The following is a 20,069-nucleotide window of genomic DNA, read 5'->3' as shown; positions in this document are numbered from 1 at the left end:
CGCGTTGCACTCGTAGCTCAGCTGGATAGAGTACTGCCCTCCGAAGGCAGGGGTCGTGGGTTCGAATCCCGCCGAGTGCGCCATATCAAGAAAGCCCTGGGCCTGAGCCCGGGGCTTTTTCGTTTGTGCGCCATGTCACCTTTCTGGTACTCCCGTGCCACGGGTCATTGATGTTAGCGTGGGCGTCTTCCCGTTCTCCGAACGGGTAACCCATAACAATGATTGGCGAAGGAATGCGCACAACCATGCAGTTGAAAAAACTCACCGCCACCACCCTGTTGCTGGCCAGCATCGGCCTGTTCACCCAGCCTGCCCAGGCCAACCTCACCCAGCAGCAGTCCGCAGCTATCGTCAAAGCCTTCGACGGCAGCGACCCAAGCGACTTCAGGCAATTCCTCGGCAAGCTCAAAGGCAGCGACCTGGGCAAGGCCGACGACCTCGAGGCAACCGTCGACGCCTACCTGGCCGACAAGCCATTGGCCGCCGGGCAACAAGACGAGATCAACCGCCTGCTCGGCCTGTATACCCGCATCAAGTATGGCAAAGCCGCAACCGAAACCCTGCGTGAACTGGTAGCCATCCCCACCTTCAATGTCGAGGGTACGCCGCAGTACGAAAACCCTGAATTCCTCAAGATCGCCGACAAGATCAAGGCCTTGGCCGACCGCTTCGGCCTGGCCTTCCGCAACATCGACAACCGGGTGTACGAGATCTCGCTGGGCAGCGGGAAGGAAGTGATCGGCATCCATGCCCACGCTGACGTCGTGCCGGTCAACCCGGACAACTGGAAGCTGGCCGACGGTACGCGCCTGGACCCGTTCAAGGTCACCCTGGTGGGTGACCGCATGTACGGCCGCGGCACCGAGGACGACAAGAACGGCATCGTGGTGGCGATGTACGCGCTGAAAGTGGCCAAGGACGAAAACCTGCCGCTCGCCCGGCAGTTCAAGCTGCTGATCGACACCACCGAAGAAACCAGCGGTGATGCCATCCCCTACTACTTTGAGCGCAACCCTACGCCCGATTACAACCTGGCCCTCGACGGCGGCTACCCGGTAGTGATTGCCGAGAAAGGCTACGGCACGGTCATGGCCAGCTTCACCAAGCGCCCGGCCAGCGGCAAGGGTGCCGAGATCGTCAACCTGACCGGTGGCCTGGCCACCAACCAGATCCCGACAACGTCGGTTGCGACCCTGATTTCTGACAACCCGGCACAGCTGGTCAAGCACCTGCAGCAAGCCGGCGCCAGATATGTGAAGCAGCATGGAAGCGACTTCAGCATCGACGCCAAGGCCGACGGCAAGCAAGTCTTGCTCACCGTGACCGGTGTTTCCGCACACTCTTCGGAGCCGGAATCCGGCATCAACCCGGTGGCGCGTATGCTCGACTTCATCAATGGCCTCGGCCAGCAGGTGTCGCTCAAGCACAACCACTTTACCGACGCGGCCCGCTACGCCGCCGAAAACTGGGGCCTGGACTACCTGGGCAACAAGCTCGGCGTGGCCTTCAAGGACCCGTTCATGGGCCCGCTGACCACCTCGCTGACTTTTGTCGGGGTGGATGACAAAGGCTTGAAACTGGCGGTGAATCTGCGCATTCCCAAGGGGAAGCCGATCGCCACGATCAAGGACGAACTGGCCGACAAACTGGGCAAATGGACCCGGCAAAGCAACACCTCGGTGGCATTCGACTTCAGCCTGGACGAGCCGATGTACCGCAACCCTGAAGGCGAATGGGTCAAGGCTCTGCTCGCTGTGGCCACCGAGAACCTGGGTATGAAGCATGAGTTCGGAACCTCGGCCGGCGCGACTTCGGTGCACGATCTTCCCAACGGTGTGCAATTTGGCCTGGCCATGCCGGACGTGAAGTACACCGGGCACAACGACAACGAGTTCAAGACCGTGGAGCAGTTCATGCTGGACTTGCAGGTGGTGAGCGAAATGGTGGCGCGGATCGGCCAGATGCCGAAGCTTTGATGCGCAGTACCGGCCTCTTCGCGGCTTTAGCCGCGAAAAGGCTGTTACAAGCGAACGGCAATGACGTTTTTCAATCGCCTCCATGCCGTTTCCTGCATTGCCGTGCAGAGCGCCGTACCGGATGCTTTAGTTAAACCGAGACAGCGTTTTTTCACCCGCAGAGGCCCGTATGAAGAACGTCGAACAAATCCTCAAGACCAAGTCCCAGCACCAGACCGTGTACACCATCGGCCCGGATGACTCGGTGCTCGACGCCCTGAAACTGCTGGCGGAGAAAAACGTCGGTGCACTGCCCGTGGTTGAGGGTGGCCAGGTGGTGGGTATCGTCAGTGAACGGGACTATGCGCGAAAACTGGTCCTCAAGGGCCGCTCTTCCGCCGCCACGCCGGTACGCGAAATCATGAGCGCACCGGTGGTCACCGTGGAGCCCAAGCAAAAGCTCGATTTCTGCATGAATCTGATGACCGACCGGCACCTGCGTCACCTGCCGGTGGTCGACAACGGCAGATTGCTCGGCCTGCTGTCGATCGGCGACCTGGTCAAGGAAACCATTGACGAACAGGCGAGCCTGATCAAGCAAATGGAGCAGTACATCCGCGGCGAATGAAGCGCCTCAATGGTAGGCGCGCTCCAGCTCGTCCAGCTGATGGTCGAAGCTACGCAAGCGCGCCGACCAGGTGTACACCAGCACTTCCAGGTCACGGTTGAGCACTGCCGTATTGCCGTGGCCGCTGTGCGTGGGCTCGCCGAGGTCCAGCTGGTAGCGTTCGCGGGCCATCGCCTGGGCCACGCTGGACAGGTCGCGAGCGTTGGCCAGCCAGTGGTGATGGCGGTCATGGATTTCGCGGTCGAGCACCCGGCACTGGCGCTTCAGCGCATCCAGGCTCTGCTCCAGCGGAGTGCCCCTGAGCTCGCCCATGACCTCTTCGAAGGTACGCCCCGAATGCCAGTAGCTGCCCCAGAAATAACGGTCGAAAACCGTCTCGACGCGGCGTAGCGCAACCTTGGTATTCCAGATGGTCAGCAACGTTCGCCCCTGCACCACTTCGCGCTTGTTCAGGCGCAACTGCTGCCAGGCGATCCATGTCAGCGCCACCAGTGCAACCGCTACAGTGACTGCGGCAGCGGCGTACAGGAAATGCACGGCCTGGTTCATCTGTTGCGTCTGTCTGATGCCATAGAAGTAACTGGCCGTCAGGGTGCCCAGGATCGTCACGGAACACCAGAAACCTGGTGCGTAGGGATCTTTCATCGCGCTATCCCCTTATTGTTTTCCTGAGCATAGCAACGGCCGATCACTCGTCAGGTGCCGCTCGGCGCTTTATTTTCGGGGGCGGCGCAACGCTTCGTTGAGTTGATCGAAGGGCACGGCCCAATCGGAATCTTCAATGATGCTGTCCTGGAGAAATGCCCGCTGAGAGTCGCTCCAGAACGGCGCATCCACCAGCTTGATTTCGTTCTTCAGCGGGGAATGGCTGGTGATGAACTGATCGATACTCGTGGGATCGTCGGGCAAGCCCAGCTGCTTGAACAGTTCGGCAAAGGGATGGATCGGCGCTTCCATGGTTCCTCCTGAGCGCCAGGCAAGCCGTCCACGACGCCCGCCTGGCATTGGTTTGAAAACATCAGCACAGCTCGCGCACTTCGGCGTGCGGCACCAGTTTCATGTACTGCTCCATGCTCATGTGAATCAGGTGATCGTGGTCACCCGCCTCCAGGTAGACATCGCCTTGGCGGGTAAGACTCGGGTCGAGCAGCATTTTTATCTGGTAAGCATCGCCAAGGGCCGGCACGGCACCGCGTTCGCAGTCATTGAACAGGCTCGGCAGACCACTTTCACGGGTCAGATGCCAGGCCCCGGACATACGCACCTTGGTCATGTCCAGGTGCCGGTTGGCCGGTAGAACGGCCATGATGTAGTTGCCATGACGGTCATCGAGCATCACCGACTTGGCCACCCGCTCGGCGGGCACGCCGGCCGTTCGGGCCGACTCCAGGCTGGTGGCCGAATGTGGGTGGGGAATGATGTCGTAGTCGCAGTTGGCCTTGTCCAGGCTGGCCTGCAGGGTCTTTGCCATACGCATGATGCACCTCCGGTTTCGCCCCCCAATTCTCAATTTTAGGCCGGGTACGGGTGGGCGGGGCTAAACTTGTGTAATACGCGCAAATGAGGTGACGACAGGTGATCGCCCGCTGCTGGCGCTGGCTGTTGCTGCTGTTGTTGCTTGGCATCACGCCAGGTGGCCAGGCAGCGCCCGGCGCGGTGTGGGTGCTGAACATCGACGACGCCATCGGCCCGGCCAGCGCCGACTACCTGGTGCGCAGCCTCAGCCAGGCCCAGGCGCAAGGCGCGCAACTGGTGGTTATCCGCATGGATACCCCGGGCGGGCTGGACAGCGCCATGCGCCAGATGATCAAGGCAATTCTCGCCAGCCCTGTACCGGTCGCCAGCTACGTTGCCCCCAGCGGAGCCCGCGCCGCCAGCGCCGGCACCTATATTCTCTACGCCAGCCATGTCGCGGCGATGGCGCCCGGAACCAATCTGGGAGCTGCCACGCCGGTGCGGATCGGCGGTGCGCCTGGCACGCCCAGTGACGACAAAGCCAAAAGCGGCGACGATGAAACCCTCGCACGCAAACAGGTCAACGACGCTGCCGCCTACATCCGTGGCCTGGCGCAGTTGCGCGGCCGCAACGCCGACTGGGCGGAGAAGGCCGTGCGCGAGGCGGTCAGCCTGTCCGCCAGCGAGGCCTTGCGGCTGAACGTGATCGATCAGGTGGCCGATGACCTGCCTGACCTGCTGCGCAAGCTCGACGGCAAAACGCTTCAGGTGGCCGGCCAACCACGGCAGTTGCAGACCGCAGGCGCCAGCGTGGTCGAGCATCTGCCGGACTGGCGCACACGGTTTCTGGCGGTCATCACCAACCCCAGCGTAGCGCTGATCCTGATCATGATCGGCGTTTACGGCCTGTTGTTCGAATTCATGAACCCAGGTTCTGCGGTGGGCGGTGTGGTCGGTGGTATCTGCCTGCTGCTGGCGCTGTATGCGCTGCAGCTGTTGCCGGTGAGTTTTGCCGGGGTGGCGCTGATCCTGCTTGGCATCACCTTCATGATCGCCGAAGCCTTCTTGCCCAGTTTCGGCGTGGTCGGCTTCGGCGGCATCGTTGCCTTTGTGGTCGGCGCATTGATCCTGATCGACACCGACGCCCCCGGTTTCGGCATCCCCCTGGCCTTGATCGGCACCTTGGCGCTGCTCTCGGCACTCCTGATCGGTGGCGTGCTGGGCATGGCTCTCAAGGCCCGGCAACGGGCGCTCGTCAGTGGCGACGCCGGCCTGGTCGGCAGCCTGGTCACCGTCACCCAGGTGATGGCAAGCGACCCCTTCTGTGGTGTCGTGCTGGCTCAGGGCGAGCCATGGCAAGCGCGGTGCGCAACGCCGCTGCAAACTGGCCAGAACGTACGGGTGACCGCGCGCCATGGCGTGATGCTGGAAGTGAGCGCCGCCGCGCCTGCGACGCAAGGAGAATGAGCATGTTCATGCAATTCGGTTTCGGCGCTGTGTTGATCGTGCTGGCCATGCTGGTGCTGTCGGCGTTTCGCATCCTGCGCGAATACGAGCGCGGCGTGGTGTTCCAGCTGGGGCGCTTCTGGCAGGTCAAAGGGCCGGGGCTGATCCTGTTGATCCCGGTGATCCAGCAAATGGTACGGGTCGACCTGCGTACAGTGGTACTGGATGTACCGCCGCAGGATGTGATCACCCGCGACAACGTTTCGGTCAAGGTCAACGCAGTGTTGTACTTTCGCGTGCTCGACCCGCAGAAAGCGATCATTCAGGTCGAGGATTTTCTGGTGGCGACCAGCCAGCTGGCCCAGACGACCCTGCGTGCGGTGCTGGGCAAGCACGAACTGGATGAGCTGTTGGCAGAACGCGAGCAACTGAACCTGGACATCCGCCAGGTACTGGATGCGCAGACGGATGCCTGGGGTATCAAGGTGGCCAACGTCGAGATCAAGCACGTTGACCTGAACGAGTCGATGGTACGCGCCATCGCCCGCCAGGCCGAGGCCGAGCGCGAACGTCGGGCCAAGGTGATTCATGCCGAGGGTGAACTGCAGGCGTCGGAGAAACTGATGCAAGCCGCGCAAATGCTGAGCAAGGAACCGGGGGCGATGCAGTTGCGCTATATGCAGACGCTGGGGACGATTGCCGGGGACAAGAGCTCGACCATCGTCTTCCCGCTGCCGATAGATCTGCTGAAGGGGTTGGTGGACAAGGAGAAATAGTGATGGGCCAATCGCGGGTTTGCCCGCGAATGGCCTGTATGCGGTCTGTCAGACCGGCGCGCGGCGCAAGGTCGCCAGGAAGGTGGCTGCACCAATGAACAACCCGGCAAAGGTGCGGTTCAAACGCTTCTGCTGTTTGGGCGTGCGCAGCATGCGCAACACATGCGAAGCCAACCCGGTGTATCCCGCCATCACCAGCAGGTCGACCGTGACCATGGTCACGGTGATCGCCACATATTGCGGCAGCAGCGGCGCATGGGGATTGAGGAACTGCGGCAGCACCGCCAGCATGAACACCAGCGCCTTGGGGTTGCTGATGTTGACCAGGAAGCCACGGAACACCAGGCTCAGCGGCTTGCCGATCGGGCGCACGCCTGATTCATCGCTCATGTCCATCGGCAGGGCACGCCACTGCTTGTAGGCCAGGTACACAAGGTAGCCGACGCCAAACCACTTGATGACCTGGAACGCCGTGGCCGAGGCAGCCAGGACGGCACCGACGCCGGCGGCGATGATGGCGATCTGCATGATCAGGCCCAGCTGCAGGCCCAGGGCGTTCCAGTATCCACGCCAGAAGCCGTATTGCAGGCCGCTGGACATCGAGGCAATCGCCCCGGCACCGGGTGAAAGGCTGATCACCCAGCAGGCGGCAAAAAAGCCTAACCATACTTCCATCGACATCACACACCTCGCTCGAACATTTGTTGCAAAACGTTAAGCTAAGGTTTTGGCGAAAAAATAACCAGTGATTTCTGATGGATTTGTGTGGCCTGACCTCTTCGCGGGCACGCCCGCTCCCACGCCTACAGTGCATTTTCAGACGCTGTGAAATACCTGTGGGAGCGGGCGTGCCCGCGAAGGGGCCAGAACAGGCTCAGTCCGCTTCCGCAGCTGTTTCTTTGTGCAGGGCCTGTACCTCGGCCCCGCGCCAACGCCGCACGGACTTCTGGAAGAACTGACTATTGGGCACCTGCACCAGCGCTCCGCCCGCTTCGGGCACTTCCAGCAGGGTGGTGAACAGCAGGTTGATGGCGATCACCCGGCCTTTGACGCCAGGCTTGTCGAGGGTGTCGACCAGCTCGACCACATCGCCGATGCGAAACGGCCCGACCGTGAAGATCAACACCGCGCACAACAGGTTGGACAGCACGCTCCACATGGCGAAGAAGGCCACCGCCGCTACCGCTACGAAGCCGGAAAGTGCTGTCCACAACACGGTTGCCGAAACACCCATGCGCTCCAGCACGAACAGCAGCGCGCTGCCCATGATCAGCCAGCGCAAGCCACCGCGCACGGGCACCAGCAGCTCCGGCGGTAACGGGTAACGCTGGCCCAGGCGGCTTAGCCCGCGAGCGACGATACGTTGCAGGATGAACGCCGCTGCCAGGATCAAGAGGATCTGCAAACCCAGCCAGAAGGTGTCCATCCATTGCCCTGGCAGCAGCGAACGCAGTTCCTCCATCAGGACAACGCCTCGAGTTCGGCCTGCATGCTTTCTAGGGTTTCCAGCGCTTCCATCCAGGCCTCTTCCAGCTCGCCTTCGCGTTGCTTGAGCCGGGTCTGGCGCGCCAGCAGGTCGCGCAACTCGTCCTTGCGCGCCGCATCGTAAAGGCCACCATCACCCAGCGCGGTCTCGATCTCGGCCAATTGCGCGTGCACCTGGTTGAGCTCGGTTTCCAGCTTGTCAGCAGCCTTCTTGTGCGGTGCCAACTGCTGACGCAAGGCTGCGGCAGCCTGGCGCTGGGCTTTCTTGTCGGTCTTGTCCGGGTTGGCCGGTGCAGTACTGGCCGGCGCACTGCGCTGGCGGTACTCGACCAGCCAGCGGCTGTAGTCCTCCAGATCACCGTCGAAGGTGTCGACCTTGCCGTCGGCCACCAGCAGGAAGTCGTCCGTGGTGCTCTTGAGCAAATGACGGTCGTGGGACACCACCACCACTGCACCGGCAAACTCCTGCAAGGCCATGGTCAGCGCCAGACGCATTTCCAGATCGAGGTGGTTGGTCGGTTCGTCGAGCAGCAGCAGGTTTGGCCGCTCCCAGGCAATCAGCGCGAGTGCCAGGCGGGCCTTTTCGCCACCAGAGAAGTTAACCACCGGCTCGTCGCAGCGGGCACCATGGAAATCGAAGCCGCCGAGGAAGTCGCGCAGCGTCTGCTCACGCTCGGTAGGGGCGATGCGCTGCAGGTGCAGCAGCGGGCTGGCCTTGTCGTCCAGCGAGTCCAGCTGGTGCTGGGCAAAGTAGCCTACAGCCAGGTTCTCGCCACGAACCAGGCGGCCCGACAACGGCTCCAGCTCACCTGCAAGGTTCTTGATCAGGGTCGACTTGCCGGCGCCGTTGGGCCCGAGCAGACCAATACGAGCACCCGGGGTCAGCTGCAGCTTGACCTTGTCGAGGATGGCCTTGTCGCCATAACCCAGGCGACCTTCGGAAAGGCTCAGCAACGGGCTGGAAATTTTCTGCGATTCACGGAAGACAAAGTCGAACGGTGAATCGACATGCGCCGCCGACAGCTCTTCCATGCGCTCCAGGGCCTTGATCCGGCTTTGCGCCTGGCGGGCCTTGGTGGCTTGCGCCTTGAAGCGGGCAATGTACTTCTCCATGTGCGCGCGCTGCGCCTGCTGCTTCTCGTAGGCCTGCTGCTGCTGCGCCAGGCGCTCGGCACGGGTGCGCTCAAAGGCGGTGTAGCCGCCTTTGTACAAGTTGAGCTTGCGCTGCTCGACGTGCAGCACATGGTCGACCACGGCATCGAGGAAGTCACGGTCGTGGGAGATCAGCAACAACGTGCCGGGGTAGCCCTTGAGCCAGTCTTCCAGCCACAGGATAGCGTCGAGGTCGAGGTGGTTGGTGGGCTCGTCGAGCAGCAACAGGTCGGACGGGCACATCAGTGCCTGGGCCAGGTTCAGGCGCATCCGCCAGCCACCAGAGAAATCGCCGACACGGCGGTCCATCTGTTCGTTGGTGAAGCCCAGCCCAGCCAGCAACTTGCGCGCACGGGCGTCGGCGGTATAGCCGTCGGCGCTTTCCAGCTCACTGTGCAGACGCGCCAGGGCGGTGCCGTCATGGGCCTGCTCGGCCGCGGCCAGTTCGGCCTGGACCTTGCGCAGGCGCACGTCGCCATCAAGCACATAGTCCACAGCCAGGCGGTCGAGGGTGTCGACCTCTTGGCGCATGTGGGCGATGCGCCAGTCGCCGGGCAGTTGGCAGTCACCGGCATCGGGCGACAGCTCACCGCGCAGCAAGGCGAACAGGCTGGATTTTCCGGCACCGTTGGCGCCGATCAGGCCGGCCTTGTGACCGGCGTGCAGGGTCATCTCGGCGCCTTCTAGCAAGCGCTGCGGACCACGCTGTAAAGTGAGGTTGGATAGTCTGATCATGATGGTCGCGGAGTCTACCAGCTTCCTCGGCCCATAGCGCGAGTGGAACCATGCACACCGACCTGTGGAATTACGCCCTGGCCCTGTATGCCAGGCCCGGCGTGGAAGCCGCCTGCCTTGAACTGCAGGCACTGGGTGGCGATGTCTGCCTGCTGCTGTGCGCGACCTGGCTGCAAGCACGTGGTGTGGCCGTACTAGGCGAACGTGCGCAAGCACTGCAAGAACTTGCCGAGCCTTGGCAGCGTGACGTGGTCGCCCCGCTGCGCAGCCTGCGCCAGCAATGGCGAACCCCAGCATCGGGTGATGCACAACTGGCCGCATTGCGTGAACAGGTGAAGGGGTTGGAGTTACAGGCAGAAAAAGCCTTGCTGGAGCGCTTGCAGGAACGCTCACAACAGTGGCCCGTGGGCTCCCATGAGCCCGCGGACGACTGGCTGGCCCGGCTGGCACCGGACCAGGCTCTGCATCATGACGCGCTAGTTCAGTTGCGCGTCGCAGCGGCTGCGCTTCAGGACGCCGAAGGTGCCTGAGCCGGAGTACTCACAGGTGCCGACGGTGCAGCAGCAGCCGGGCTCACCGAGTTGGTTGCGGCGGCCGGTGTAGCGGGTTTGGCTTCAGCAGGTTTGGCGGCGGGTTTGGCGGCCGTGCGTGCTGGTGCCTTGGCGGCAGCTGGTTTTGCGGCCGGCTTGGCAGCAGGGGCTTTGGCAGCTGGCTTGGCCGCAGGTTTGGCTGCCGCAGTCGCCTTGGCAGCCGGTTTGGCCGCAGCGGTCGCCCTGGTAGCCGGTTTGGCCGCAGGCTTGGCGGCAGCGGTCGCCTTGGCAGCTGGTTTGGCCGCAGGCTTGCGGCAGCGGTCGCCTTGGCAGCTGGTTTGGCCGCAGGCTTGGCGGCAGCGGTCGCCTTGGCAGCTGGTTTGGCCGCAGGCTTGGCGGCAGCGGTCGTCTTGGCAGCTGGTTTGGCCGCAGGCTTGGCCGCAGGCTTGGCGGCAGCGGTCGTCTTGGCAGCTGGTTTGGCCGCAGGCTTGGCGGCAGCGGTCGCCCTGGCAGCTGGTTTGGCCGCAGGCTTGGCAGCAGCGGTTGCCTTGGCAGCCGGTTTGGCCGCACGTTGATCAAGGGCCTTGCCTGCAGCTTCGCGTACTTTACCTACACCCTGAGCCAGCTTGAGGCTGTCCTGAGCATCGCGTTTGAGTTGCTGAATGTAAGAGCGCGTCTGGGTTTGACGTTCCTTGAGAGACTCGAGCAGTTCTTCAAGTTCACCGATGGCTTTTTGCGCCTTGCTTTGCGCCTTGGCTTTACCTGCCTTGGCCGCGTCTTGCAGTTTCAGGCGACCGTTGTGCAGTTTTTCCTGCGCCTTGCCACGCTGCTTTTCCAACTTCGCCAGCAGTTTTTCCGCATCAGCCAGCGCTTGCGAGCAGGCCTCTTCCAAGTGTTCGAGCAAGCTGCCCGAAAGTTGCTGGAGCAGGTGTAACGGCGTACTTACTGGCTTCTTTTTGGCCGACATGGTTTACCTCCTGGCTGACGAGATTGCGGCTCATACTATGCTTCTGCTGCTACCGCCGCTAGGGCATGTTGACCGTAATGTTTACGCCGCGTTGCATGCCTGGGCAAAGTTGTTATCTTGCAGCTGCGTGAAAGTGTAGTTGCTGAATTAATCATTGCTGGTATTTGGGAGTCAGGCGTTGCCTCGATATCTTGTTTTGGGTTTATGCCTGATGGCGCCCCTCGCCTTGGCCGACAACGACGACCACGATTTGGCCTACAGCCTGGGTGCCAGCCTGGGTGAACGCCTGCGCCAGGAGATGCCGGGCTTGCAGCTGGATGCACTGGTCGAAGGCCTGAAGCAGTCCTATCAGGGGCAACCCCTGAAACTCGACAAGGCACGCATGCAGGCAGTGCTGCAGCAGCATGAAGCCCAGGAAGGTGACGCCGCTGCGCAAAAGCTGCAGGCCGCCGAAACGCGTTTCATGGCTAATGAACGTGGGCGTTATGGGGTGCACGAACTAACGGAAGGTGTGCTGTACAGCGAATTGCAGGCAGGCACGGGTGCACAGCCAAAAGCGGGCGGCAAAGTGCAAGTGCGCTATGTGGGCAGATTGCCGGACGGCTCAATATTCGACCAGAACCAGACCCCCCAATGGTTCAACCTGGATTCGGTTATCGAAGGCTGGCAGGTCGCCTTGCCGAAAATGCACACCGGCGCCAAATGGCGCCTGGTAATTCCTTCAGCGCAAGCCTATGGCGCCGAGGGGGCGGGAGACCTGATTGCACCCTACACCCCCTTGGTATTCGAGATTGAACTGCTGGCGGTTGGCGACTGACGCCAACCTCAGGCCTGCACTGCACCCTCTTCCTTGTGTGCGTTGTGCAGCACTTCGATCAGGCAGTCTTCAAGCTCGAAGCGCTCATGCAACAACCCGCCCAATTTGGCCAGCTTCTCGGCAAAGCGTTCGGTGTCCTTGCACTCCCCCTTGGTGCAATGGTCATTGAAGGCCAGTGCGATCTGAGTACTGTCGTTGATCCGTGGGTTGATCTCTTCGGCCAGTTTCAGCGCCTTCTCGTCTCCGAACGCCTTGGCCTCGCTGACCAGTTGCTCGCAGACTTCGAAGTGCCACGCCGAAACGTAGTCGACCAGAAGGGCGCAAAAGTCCCCGTTGGTGTCCTTGTCGGCGAAGGCTGGCCTCACATCGCGCAGGGCGCGAAAAGCCTGCACCAGTTCCTGGCGCTCCTCCAGCCAACGGTCGATCAGCTTGTGAACCCCACCCCAGCGTTCCTGGGCGTTCTGACAACTATCGAGCATGGCGATCTCTTCCCTTCTGGGTAGATGCCGCTGCACCTCGCACCACGACCGCGCAGCACAAAGGTGACATCAGCAGGACGGCATCGAGCAGTTGTTTTTCCGGTATGCGTGCTGGGAGATTATTCCCGCGCGTGCTGCCCTTCAAGGTACGCAGCACACAAAGTTCATACAAGTGTTTAATACCCTGTTACATCACCATTGGTCGCGCTAATGGCACAACCTTGCGCCAGGTCATGTTCTTGCCAAGGTGCGGAAACGATACGCCAGCAGGCAACTCAAGGGCAGCACCGCCAGCAGCAGGAAGGCCAACAGGCTCCATTCCGGTAGTGTCAGATCGAGAAAACTCCAGGCAAGCGAACGGCAATCCGGGCCACCCAGCAGCAGTTGCCGTGCCGCCTCACTCCAGGATTGCTCGAACACTCGCCCGATCGGCACCGGGCATACCTCATTGACCCCCTCAGCCCCCTGCAACCAGACATGCCGTGCTGCCAGCAATGCGCCGGCCAGCGAGCAGCCCAGGGCCAGCCGAGCATAACGAAGGATGCCCCGAGTGCCCGGCGCCTGCAGCACGGCTGCGAAACACAGGAGCGCGTACCCGCCAAGCAGCAACCGTTGGCTGAGGCACAATGGGCACGGCATCAGCCCCACTGTGTTTTCCAGACGGAAGGACGCAACCAGTACTGCCAGTGCGACCAGGCAGGCAGGAAGAAAAAAGGTGCGCAAACGGGCCGGCAGCATGGGCGGTGAAGGTCCCGGGGAAAAAGTAGTGGCTTGAAACGGTAGAGGAAAGACACGCTTTGTTTCAAGGCACGACAGCAACGACAAGTCACTGAATCGCGTAGGAAATTTCCAGATATGCCGTAGGAGGCGACGGAAGAAATGGACTTCAGATCAAACTGACAGCGAAAGATAAATTACCTGCCCCCAATGCCCGCACCTTTGCGCGGGCCTTGGGGTAGGTCAGGCGCGCACGCCTTCTGGCAAAGGCAGCGCCAGCAGGCGCTCGTCCAGCAGGCCGAGGCCCTCCTGGAACAGCTGGTTGCTGCGCTCGGTCTCGCCCAGCCCCGCGAGCAGGCGGGCCAGCTCAGCACAGGCCTCGGGGTTGCGCTCCATGCGCAGGCTGCTTTCCAGGTAGTCACGCGCCTTGCCCCACAAGCGGTTTTGCAAGCTCAGACGGCCCAGGGTCAGCAGCAGGCTGGCGTCTTGCGGGTGAGCCTTGAGCCAACCTTCAGCGGTTTGCAGCTGACGCGCCGGGTCATCACCACGCACCAGGCCGTAAAGGCGGGCCAGGTGGCTTTCGTAGTCGCGCTTGAGGGCCGTGCGCAGTACTTGTTCGGCCTCGTTCTGGGCACCTACCTGGCGCAGTTGCTCGGCGTACGCCAGCACCAGTTGTGGCTCCTGGCGCTGGGCTGCGGTCAGCTGCTGCCAGGCGCGCTCCAAGGATTGACGTGCACTGAGCGCATCTTCGCCACGGGTGGTCGCCAGGCTCAGGTTCTGACCCCATGCACGTTGCTCCAGAGCAGCCAGCTCGGCGGGCGGCAGCACCTTGCCCTTGCGCAGGTCGGGCAGCAGGCGGATCAGTGCAGACCAGTCGCCGCGCTCCACGTACAGGCGTTGCAGCAAGCGCAGCACCTGGCCGTTGTGCGGGTGGCGCTCCTGCATGGCCAGCAGGGTTTCCAGGGCCCCATCGTTTTCGCCACGGTCCATTTGCAACTGGGCATGGGTCAGGGCAATGGCCAGCTCCGCTTGCGGCTGGCGCTCCAGGGCACGCTCCAGCAGGTTGTCGCTGTCTTCGGTACGGCCTTGCTCGTTGGCGGCACGCGCGGCACCAAGGTAGTACAGCAACGGTTGGCGCTCCGCCTCGGCGGCACGGTGCAAGTGCCGTTGGGCACTGGCCCAGCGGCCTTCGGCAAGGTCGAGCTGGCCCTGTTCGATGGCCAGGCGGATACGTCGGCTGCGGTTACGCCGTGACCACGGGTTGACCACACCACTGGAAGTCAGCACCAGGCCGACCAGATAGCGCAGCAACCACAGCAGCAGGACGACCGCCAAAATACCCGCCAAGGCTGCCCACAGCCCCGACTGATAACGGAAGCCACCATAGGAAATCAGTACATAGCCGCTGTGCTTGGCAACCGCGATGCCCAGTGCCGCAGCAACCACGATCGCAAGCACGGCCAACAGGTAGACACGCTTCATGGCTTGCCCCCTTCAGCCTCGGCCGGCAGGTGACGGCGCTGAATATAGGCCTGCACTGCCGCCAGGCTTTCACTAAGGTCAGGGGTAACCACCGACACCGGCTGATCGGCCAAGGCATTGAGGCTGTCGAGCATGGCCTTGCTTTGCGGATTGTCTGCGTTGAAGTTGGCCAGCAGTACGCTGCGGGCGTCGTCCAGCGCCTGCGTGTAAACCTTGGCATCACCATTGAGCGCCGCCCACTGGGCCTGCTCGATAGTCAGGCTCAGGGCCAGACGCAGCTGGTTCAGTTGCTGCCCGGCCAGCAACGGACGCACGTTTTCATCGGCATTGAAGTCGATCTGGAAGTACTTGGATATTTCTGCCCACCACTGCGACAGCCTGCTGGCACCATCACCGTCGGCGGTCAGGGCGCCAAGCGCATCGGCGTTACTGTCGAACTCGGGGGACTGGGCGCTCAGCTGCTGTACCAGCTCACGCTGCGCAGCCAGTTTCAAGAACAGGCCAGTACGGTCCGGTTGCTGAGTGCTGTTGAGCGTGGCCAGGCTGCGGGCCAGTTGCTCGCGGGCGGCGAAGGCACCCGGGTCGCTCTGCTCGCGCAGGATCTCGTCGGCGCCTTCGACCAGGGCTTTGGCACTGGTGATGTCCTGCAACGCCGAAAGGCGCAGGGTAGCCAGCCGCAGGAGGTGCTCGGCTTCAGCCAGGCGCCACTCTTTGCGGCTTTCTCCCAGCACGGTTTCCAGGCGCTGGCTGAGACGCTGCTGGTCGCCCTGCAGTTGGGCTACCAAGCGCCGGCGGTCTTCCAGCTCGCTGGCGGCTGGCAGACTGGCCAGTTGCGCACTGATCTGCTGTTCACGTTGCTGCAGCGCCTCGGCGCGCTGGTTCAGCGCCTCGATGTGCTGGCCCTGGTTGAACTCACTGCCCTGCAGTTGACGCACCTGCCAGACACCCCAGCCACCTACCGCCACCCCGGCCGCACCAAGCAGCAAGGCCAGCGCTGCCAGGCCACTGCCGGAGCGCTTGGCAGGTGGGGTGGTAACGGGTTCCGCAGGCGCCTGCGCCGACGGTTTATCGTTATTGGACAAGACAGTCTCGCTCACGTATCCATCCTTTGCATGGGGGCGCACCGCATTCAGCTTAGCGCCTTAAGAGGCAGGTGCAGCGCTACGCTGCACGGCTGCCAGCAAGGCCGTGGCACTGGCGCCACGGCAATCCACAACCTGTTGGGCCCCAGCGGCCTTGGCCTGCTCGGCGACCCGCGGGCTGGGCACGAACAGCGGCAACTGGGCCAACCGCTGCCAATCGGCACCGGCCATCTGCTGCAAATGTTCAAAACCCTGCCCACTGCTGACCACCAGGCCATTGAGGCGTTCCGCTTCAATGCGGCGCATCAGCGTACCCGCCGGGTAGGCCGGCAGGCAGCGACGATACAGTTCCAGATATTCGACACTAGCACCTTGCTCTGCAAGACGCTCTGCCAGCAGTTCGCGACCTCCGACGCCGCGAACGATCAAGACACGCGGTGCCGGCTCGGTAAGTGCCTGGCGCAGGGCCGGCAGTGCCAGCAAGGCTTCGCTGTCATCGCCACGCGGCGGAAAGCAAACCTTCAGCCCAGCACCCTGCAGCACCCCGGCGGTTGCCTCACCCACGGTGAACCAGCCTCGCTGCGGAGGCCGGTTGCTGGTCTCGGCCAGATGCTCAAGCAACAGCCGGGCGGCCGGCTTGCTGACCACAATGATCGCCTGGAAGTCATGCAAGCCTTCCAGCGACAGCCGCTGTGGGGCTTCCACGGTAATGGGTTCAATCTCCAGCAGGGGCAGGCAACTGCTGCCCACGCCTGCTGCCGCCAGGCTTTGCGCCAGCGCCGCGCAGTCCTCGGCAGGCCGGGTCAGCAACAGGCGCCATTGGCTCACGGGTGACCGGCCTCGCCGTAGACTTCCTTGAGAATGGCCTCGGCGCCCTGCCCCAGCAGGTCTTCGGCCACCTGCACGCCCAAGGCCTCGGCAGCAGCACGGGGTGCACGGGCATCGGCCACCAGCAAGGTCCCGCCGCTAGGCTGGCCGACCAGGCCACGCAGCCACAGCTGGTCACCTTCAAGAACCGCGTAGCAGGCGATCGGCACTTGGCAGCCACCATTCAGGCGTTTGTTCAGCGCGCGCTCGGCGATCACCCGGTCAGCGGTGTCGACATGGTGCAGTGGCGCCAGCAGTGCATGGATCTCATCGTCGGCACTGCGGCACTCGATGCCCACCGCGCCCTGACCACCTGCCGGCAGGCTGTCATCGACGCTGATGGTGGAGGTGATGCGGTCTTCGAAGCCCAGACGGATCAGGCCCGCGGCGGCGAGGATGATGGCGTCGTACTCGCCGGCATCCAGCTTCGCCAGGCGGGTGTTGACGTTGCCGCGCAGAAAACGGATTTGCAGGTCCGGGCGGCGCGCCAGCAACTGGGCCTGACGGCGCAGGCTTGAGGTGCCGACGATACTGCCGGCGGGCAGCGCTTCGAGGCTGTCAAAGGTATTGGAAACGAAGGCATCACGCGGGTCTTCACGCTCGCAGATGCAGTAAAGGCCCAGGCCCTCGGGGAAGTCCATGGGCACGTCCTTCATCGAATGCACGGCGATGTCGGCTTCGTTGTCCAGCAGCGCGGTTTCCAGTTCCTTGACGAACAGCCCCTTGCCGCCAATTTTTGCCAGCGGCGCGTCGAGCAACTTGTCACCGCGGCTGACCATGGGTACCAGGGTCACCTGCAGACCGGTGTGGGCCTGCTCGAGGCGGGCCTTGACGTATTCGGCCTGCCACAGGGCCAAAGCACTTTTACGGGTGGCAATGCGGATTTCGCGAGTGGACATGAAACGCCCCGATCCAGAGAAATACCGTCGATCATAACAGCATCGCCGGTATCGCTTGCAGATACGGATCAACAGGTCATACGCAGTCAGGTGCAGGTGCGGGCCGAGTCCAAGGGCCTCAGAGGGTCTGCATCATCTTGCGCACACCGGCCACATGGCGACGGCTAACGGTCAAGGCATCGCCGTCCAGGCCTTTCAGATACAGCTGAAAGTGACCCAGTGGGGTGCGCTGCAAGCGTTCGATGCGCTCGCGGGCGACCAACGCATTGCGGTGGATGCGCACGAAGCGTTCGCCAAATTCGTCTTCCAGGGCTTTGAGTGGCTCGTCAAGCAGCACTTCACCGGCTTCGTGACGCAAGGTCACATACTTGTGGTCGGCAATGAAATAGATCACCTGGGGTAACGGGATCAGTTCGATGCCTTTGCGCGTGCGGGCGCTGATATGGCTGCGTGGGCCGCCGCCTTCATTGGCCGGCCGGGTAAGCGCCGCCAATTGGGCGCGGTTGGGTTTTTCGGCCTTGCGCAGGGCATCGCGCAAGGCGTGGGCCTGGAAGGGCTTGGTCACATGGCTGAGGGTACTGTCCTTGAATGCCTCTGCACCGTATTCATCATCCCCGGAGCAAAACACCACCGCGGGCGGCGCCTCGCGTTCGCACAGGCGAGCGGCAACCTGCAGGCCATCCAGGCCTGGCATGCCGATGTCCAGCAGGACCACATCGGGCTTGAGGCTTTCAATCAGCGCCAAGGCCTCATCGCCGTTGGTGGCGCTGGGCTCCAGCACAGTGTAACCCTCCAGTTCGCCGAGCAGCCGGGTGAGGCGTTCACGGCCTTGGGGTTCGTCATCAACGATCAGGACATTCATAATTGCGCTGGATTCCTGAATGAGTCTCGCACAGGTATAGCGTAGACAGGTGTGGTTCGAGCGACACTGCGGTCACGCTCTAGACCGGTGCGATGGCCAAAGATTCACTCGGCCCGGCAGATTCACTGCCAGTCCTTTGTCCAACTGTAGACGGTCCGTGGAACACTGCCGTTCATTCCTTGAAATCCTTCTCTGCGATTTTCCGGGCATTTCTCTCGACCGGCGCCCTGCGGCAGCCAGCCCAACCCTGCTATCATCGACGCCACTTTTTCGTTCACGCCTGCAATGAGTGAATCCATGAGCACCGAGAAGACCAATCAGTCCTGGGGCGGCCGCTTCAGTGAGCCCGTCGACGCCTTCGTCGCCCGTTTCACCGCCTCGGTAGATTTCGACAAGCGCCTGTACCGTCACGACATCATGGGTTCGATTGCCCATGCCACCATGCTGGCGCAGGTCGGCGTGCTCAGTGATGCCGAGCGCGACACCATCATCGATGGCCTGAAAACCATCCAGGGCGAGATTGAAGCCGGCAACTTCGACTGGCGTGTCGACCTCGAAGACGTGCACATGAACATCGAAGCACGCCTGACCGACCGCATCGGCATCACCGGCAAGAAGCTGCACACCGGGCGTAGCCGCAACGACCAGGTGGCCACCGACATCCGCCTTTGGCTGCGCGACGAAATCGACCTGATCCTGGCCGAAATCACCCGCCTGCAGCAGGGCCTGCTGGAGCAGGCAGAGCGTGAAGCCGAAACCATCATGCCTGGTTTCACCCACCTGCAGACGGCGCAGCCGGTCACCTTTGGCCACCACCTGCTGGCGTGGTTCGAAATGCTCAGCCGCGACTATGAGCGCCTGGTCGACTGCCGCAAGCGCACCAACCGCATGCCACTGGGCAGCGCCGCGCTGGCCGGCACCACCTACCCGATCGACCGTGAACTGACCTGCAAGCTGCTGGGCTTTGAAGCCGTGGCCGGCAACTCGCTGGATGGCGTGTCGGACCGTGATTTCGCCATCGAATTCTGCGCCGCTGCCAGCGTGGCGATGATGCACCTTTCGCGCTTCTCCGAAGAGCTGGTGCTGTGGACCAGCGCGCAGTTCCAGTTCATCGACCTTCCGGACCGCTTCTGCACTGGCAGCTCGATCATGCCGCAGAAAAAGAACCCGGACGTGCCAGAGCTGGTACGGGGCAAGAGCGGCCGCGTGTTCGGCGCCCTGACCGGCCTGCTGACCCTGATGAAAGGCCAACCGCTGGCCTACAACAAGGACAACCAGGAAGACAAGGAACCGCTGTTCGACGCCGCCGATACCCTGCGCGACTCGCTGCGGGCCTTCGCTGACATGATCCCGGCGATCAAGCCCAAGCACGCCATCATGCGTGAAGCGGCCCTGCGCGGTTTCTCCACCGCTACCGACCTGGCCGACTACCTGGTTCGCCGTGGCCTGCCGTTCCGTGACTGCCACGAGATCGTTGGCCACGCGGTGAAGTATGGTGTGGACACTGGCAAGGACCTGGCCGAGATGAGCCTGGACGAACTGCGCCAGTTCAGCGACCAGATCGAGCAGGACGTGTTTGCCGTGCTGACTCTGGAAGGCTCGGTGAATGCGCGTGACCACATTGGTGGTACGGCGCCGGCGCAGGTGCGTGCTGCCGTAGTGCGTGGCAAGGCCCTGTTGGCGTCTCGCTAACCCCCCAAGGCGAGGGCTTCGCCCTCGTTCGCGGGCACGCCCG

The 20,069-nt window shown here is 62.7% G+C and carries 20 protein-coding genes, 1 tRNA gene and 1 pseudogene; 8 read left to right on the top strand and 14 right to left on the bottom strand.

Annotation, left to right across the window (positions count from 1 at the left end):
- Positions 1 to 6 precede the first annotated feature (6 nt).
- The 3 genes from PRJ_RS00890 (at position 7) to PRJ_RS00880 (ending at position 2,583) form a co-directional block, all read left to right on the top strand.
- Positions 7 to 83, top strand: a tRNA-Arg gene (locus tag PRJ_RS00890).
- Between the two features lie 162 nt (positions 84 to 245).
- Entirely contained in the window at positions 246 to 1,976 is a 1,731-nt protein-coding gene (locus tag PRJ_RS00885; protein ID WP_104960582.1) for a dipeptidase, read from the top strand.
- A 169-nt stretch (positions 1,977 to 2,145) separates the two neighbouring features.
- Complete coding sequence (locus PRJ_RS00880) at positions 2,146 to 2,583, top strand: CBS domain-containing protein (protein WP_014589311.1); 438 nt, start codon at positions 2,146 to 2,148, stop codon at positions 2,581 to 2,583.
- Between the two features lie 6 nt (positions 2,584 to 2,589).
- Here PRJ_RS00880 and PRJ_RS00875 read toward each other — a convergent pair whose 3' ends face one another.
- From PRJ_RS00875 to PRJ_RS00865, 3 genes are all read right to left on the bottom strand, one after another.
- Entirely contained in the window at positions 2,590 to 3,228 is a 639-nt protein-coding gene (locus tag PRJ_RS00875) for a hypothetical protein (protein WP_003255871.1), read from the bottom strand.
- 69 nt (positions 3,229 to 3,297) lie between these two features.
- Positions 3,298 to 3,540, bottom strand: coding sequence for a DUF2789 domain-containing protein (locus tag PRJ_RS00870; RefSeq protein ID WP_104960581.1), 243 nt, complete (start codon positions 3,538 to 3,540; stop codon positions 3,298 to 3,300).
- A gap of 61 nt (positions 3,541 to 3,601) precedes the next feature.
- Positions 3,602 to 4,060 (bottom strand): aminoacyl-tRNA deacylase, encoded by a 459-nt coding sequence (locus tag PRJ_RS00865; protein WP_104960580.1) that lies wholly within the window; start codon positions 4,058 to 4,060, stop codon positions 3,602 to 3,604.
- Positions 4,061 to 4,158: 98 nt separating this feature from the next.
- Between PRJ_RS00865 and PRJ_RS00860 the strand changes: the two genes are divergently transcribed.
- Both PRJ_RS00860 and PRJ_RS00855 read left to right on the top strand, forming a co-directional pair.
- Entirely contained in the window at positions 4,159 to 5,505 is a 1,347-nt protein-coding gene (locus PRJ_RS00860) for a nodulation protein NfeD (RefSeq protein ID WP_104960579.1), read from the top strand.
- 2 nt (positions 5,506 to 5,507) lie between these two features.
- Positions 5,508 to 6,260 (top strand): slipin family protein, encoded by a 753-nt coding sequence (locus PRJ_RS00855; RefSeq protein WP_104960578.1) that lies wholly within the window; start codon positions 5,508 to 5,510, stop codon positions 6,258 to 6,260.
- Positions 6,261 to 6,308: 48 nt separating this feature from the next.
- On the opposite strand, the gene PRJ_RS00850 is transcribed toward PRJ_RS00855, so the two are convergent.
- The 3 genes from PRJ_RS00850 to PRJ_RS00840 form a co-directional block, all read right to left on the bottom strand.
- The gene (locus PRJ_RS00850; RefSeq protein ID WP_010951582.1) at positions 6,309 to 6,941 is read right to left on the bottom strand and encodes a LysE family transporter; all 633 of its coding nucleotides are present in this window, start codon (positions 6,939 to 6,941) and stop codon (positions 6,309 to 6,311) included.
- A gap of 193 nt (positions 6,942 to 7,134) precedes the next feature.
- Positions 7,135 to 7,722, bottom strand: coding sequence for a mechanosensitive ion channel family protein (locus PRJ_RS00845; RefSeq protein WP_010951581.1), 588 nt, complete (start codon positions 7,720 to 7,722; stop codon positions 7,135 to 7,137).
- Positions 7,722 to 9,632: an ATP-binding cassette domain-containing protein gene (locus tag PRJ_RS00840; RefSeq protein WP_104960577.1), complete on the bottom strand. Its 1,911-nt coding sequence runs from the start codon at positions 9,630 to 9,632 to the stop codon at positions 7,722 to 7,724. Before PRJ_RS00840 ends, PRJ_RS00845 begins: the two co-directional genes overlap by 1 nt.
- 50 nt (positions 9,633 to 9,682) lie before the next feature.
- Here PRJ_RS00840 and PRJ_RS00835 point away from each other — a divergent pair, with 50 nt between their 5' ends.
- The gene (locus PRJ_RS00835; protein ID WP_064491755.1) at positions 9,683 to 10,162 is read left to right on the top strand and encodes a TIGR02444 family protein; all 480 of its coding nucleotides are present in this window, start codon (positions 9,683 to 9,685) and stop codon (positions 10,160 to 10,162) included.
- Here PRJ_RS00835 and PRJ_RS00830 read toward each other — a convergent pair.
- Positions 10,141 to 11,129: pseudogene (locus tag PRJ_RS00830) on the bottom strand (AlgP family protein). The gene PRJ_RS00835 and the pseudogene PRJ_RS00830 sit on opposite strands and share 22 nt — an antisense overlap.
- Positions 11,130 to 11,307: 178 nt before the next feature.
- Here PRJ_RS00830 and PRJ_RS00825 point away from each other — a divergent pair.
- Complete coding sequence (locus PRJ_RS00825; RefSeq protein WP_049588040.1) at positions 11,308 to 11,946, top strand: FKBP-type peptidyl-prolyl cis-trans isomerase; 639 nt, start codon at positions 11,308 to 11,310, stop codon at positions 11,944 to 11,946.
- Between the two features lie 8 nt (positions 11,947 to 11,954).
- Here PRJ_RS00825 and rsd read toward each other — a convergent pair whose 3' ends face one another.
- The 7 genes from rsd to PRJ_RS00790 all read right to left on the bottom strand — a co-directional run bounded on the left by rsd (position 11,955) and on the right by PRJ_RS00790 (position 18,334).
- Positions 11,955 to 12,425 carry a sigma D regulator gene (gene rsd, locus PRJ_RS00820; protein ID WP_104960576.1) on the bottom strand — a complete coding sequence of 157 codons (471 nt, stop codon included), beginning with the start codon at positions 12,423 to 12,425 and terminating at the stop codon, positions 11,955 to 11,957.
- Between the two features lie 231 nt (positions 12,426 to 12,656).
- Positions 12,657 to 13,163 carry a disulfide bond formation protein B gene (locus PRJ_RS00815; protein ID WP_010951575.1) on the bottom strand — a complete coding sequence of 169 codons (507 nt, stop codon included), beginning with the start codon at positions 13,161 to 13,163 and terminating at the stop codon, positions 12,657 to 12,659.
- A 222-nt stretch (positions 13,164 to 13,385) separates the two neighbouring features.
- Positions 13,386 to 14,624 carry a heme biosynthesis protein HemY gene (locus PRJ_RS00810; protein ID WP_010951574.1) on the bottom strand — a complete coding sequence of 413 codons (1,239 nt, stop codon included), beginning with the start codon at positions 14,622 to 14,624 and terminating at the stop codon, positions 13,386 to 13,388.
- Positions 14,621 to 15,721, bottom strand: a complete 1,101-nt coding sequence (locus tag PRJ_RS00805) for a uroporphyrinogen-III C-methyltransferase (protein ID WP_104960575.1) — start codon at positions 15,719 to 15,721, stop codon at positions 14,621 to 14,623. The genes PRJ_RS00810 and PRJ_RS00805 overlap by 4 nt, the downstream gene beginning before the upstream one ends.
- A 45-nt stretch (positions 15,722 to 15,766) precedes the next feature.
- Positions 15,767 to 16,534, bottom strand: a complete 768-nt coding sequence (locus PRJ_RS00800) for a uroporphyrinogen-III synthase (protein WP_104960574.1) — start codon at positions 16,532 to 16,534, stop codon at positions 15,767 to 15,769.
- A complete protein-coding gene (gene hemC, locus PRJ_RS00795) occupies positions 16,531 to 17,472 on the bottom strand; it encodes a hydroxymethylbilane synthase (RefSeq protein ID WP_104960573.1) in 942 nt (313 codons plus the stop codon). The genes PRJ_RS00800 and hemC overlap by 4 nt, the downstream gene beginning before the upstream one ends.
- A gap of 118 nt (positions 17,473 to 17,590) precedes the next feature.
- Positions 17,591 to 18,334 (bottom strand): LytTR family DNA-binding domain-containing protein, encoded by a 744-nt coding sequence (locus PRJ_RS00790; protein WP_010951571.1) that lies wholly within the window; start codon positions 18,332 to 18,334, stop codon positions 17,591 to 17,593.
- A 297-nt stretch (positions 18,335 to 18,631) separates the two neighbouring features.
- Here PRJ_RS00790 and argH point away from each other — a divergent pair, with 297 nt between their 5' ends.
- Positions 18,632 to 20,026, top strand: a complete 1,395-nt coding sequence (gene argH / locus PRJ_RS00785) for an argininosuccinate lyase (RefSeq protein ID WP_014589296.1) — start codon at positions 18,632 to 18,634, stop codon at positions 20,024 to 20,026.
- Positions 20,027 to 20,069 lie beyond the last annotated feature (43 nt).

Origin of the sequence: Pseudomonas sp. XWY-1, assembly GCF_002953115.1 — a bacterium.
Lineage (GTDB): Bacteria > Pseudomonadota > Gammaproteobacteria > Pseudomonadales > Pseudomonadaceae > Aquipseudomonas > Aquipseudomonas alloputida.
Note: the sequence above shows the minus strand (reverse complement) of the source record. Positions and strands in the feature narration are given on the sequence as shown.

What these genes read in the sequence shown, in the direction of transcription:
- PRJ_RS00885 (WP_104960582.1), top strand. Translation starts at nt 246, where the DNA reads ATGCAGTTGAAAAAACTCACCGCCACCACCCTGTTGCTGGCCAGCATC.
- PRJ_RS00880 (WP_014589311.1), top strand. Translation starts at nt 2,146, where the DNA reads ATGAAGAACGTCGAACAAATCCTCAAGACCAAGTCCCAGCACCAGACC.
- PRJ_RS00875 (WP_003255871.1), bottom strand. Translation starts at nt 3,228, where the DNA reads ATGAAAGATCCCTACGCACCAGGTTTCTGGTGTTCCGTGACGATCCTG.
- PRJ_RS00870 (WP_104960581.1), bottom strand. Translation starts at nt 3,540, where the DNA reads ATGGAAGCGCCGATCCATCCCTTTGCCGAACTGTTCAAGCAGCTGGGC.
- PRJ_RS00865 (WP_104960580.1), bottom strand. Translation starts at nt 4,060, where the DNA reads ATGCGTATGGCAAAGACCCTGCAGGCCAGCCTGGACAAGGCCAACTGC.
- PRJ_RS00855 (WP_104960578.1), top strand. Translation starts at nt 5,508, where the DNA reads ATGTTCATGCAATTCGGTTTCGGCGCTGTGTTGATCGTGCTGGCCATG.
- PRJ_RS00850 (WP_010951582.1), bottom strand. Translation starts at nt 6,941, where the DNA reads ATGTCGATGGAAGTATGGTTAGGCTTTTTTGCCGCCTGCTGGGTGATC.
- PRJ_RS00845 (WP_010951581.1), bottom strand. Translation starts at nt 7,722, where the DNA reads ATGGAGGAACTGCGTTCGCTGCTGCCAGGGCAATGGATGGACACCTTC.
- PRJ_RS00840 (WP_104960577.1), bottom strand. Translation starts at nt 9,632, where the DNA reads ATGATCAGACTATCCAACCTCACTTTACAGCGTGGTCCGCAGCGCTTG.
- PRJ_RS00835 (WP_064491755.1), top strand. Translation starts at nt 9,683, where the DNA reads ATGCACACCGACCTGTGGAATTACGCCCTGGCCCTGTATGCCAGGCCC.
- rsd (WP_104960576.1), bottom strand. Translation starts at nt 12,425, where the DNA reads ATGCTCGATAGTTGTCAGAACGCCCAGGAACGCTGGGGTGGGGTTCAC.
- PRJ_RS00815 (WP_010951575.1), bottom strand. Translation starts at nt 13,163, where the DNA reads ATGCTGCCGGCCCGTTTGCGCACCTTTTTTCTTCCTGCCTGCCTGGTC.
- PRJ_RS00810 (WP_010951574.1), bottom strand. Translation starts at nt 14,624, where the DNA reads ATGAAGCGTGTCTACCTGTTGGCCGTGCTTGCGATCGTGGTTGCTGCG.
- hemC (WP_104960573.1), bottom strand. Translation starts at nt 17,472, where the DNA reads ATGTCCACTCGCGAAATCCGCATTGCCACCCGTAAAAGTGCTTTGGCC.
- PRJ_RS00790 (WP_010951571.1), bottom strand. Translation starts at nt 18,334, where the DNA reads ATGAATGTCCTGATCGTTGATGACGAACCCCAAGGCCGTGAACGCCTC.
- argH (WP_014589296.1), top strand. Translation starts at nt 18,632, where the DNA reads ATGAGCACCGAGAAGACCAATCAGTCCTGGGGCGGCCGCTTCAGTGAG.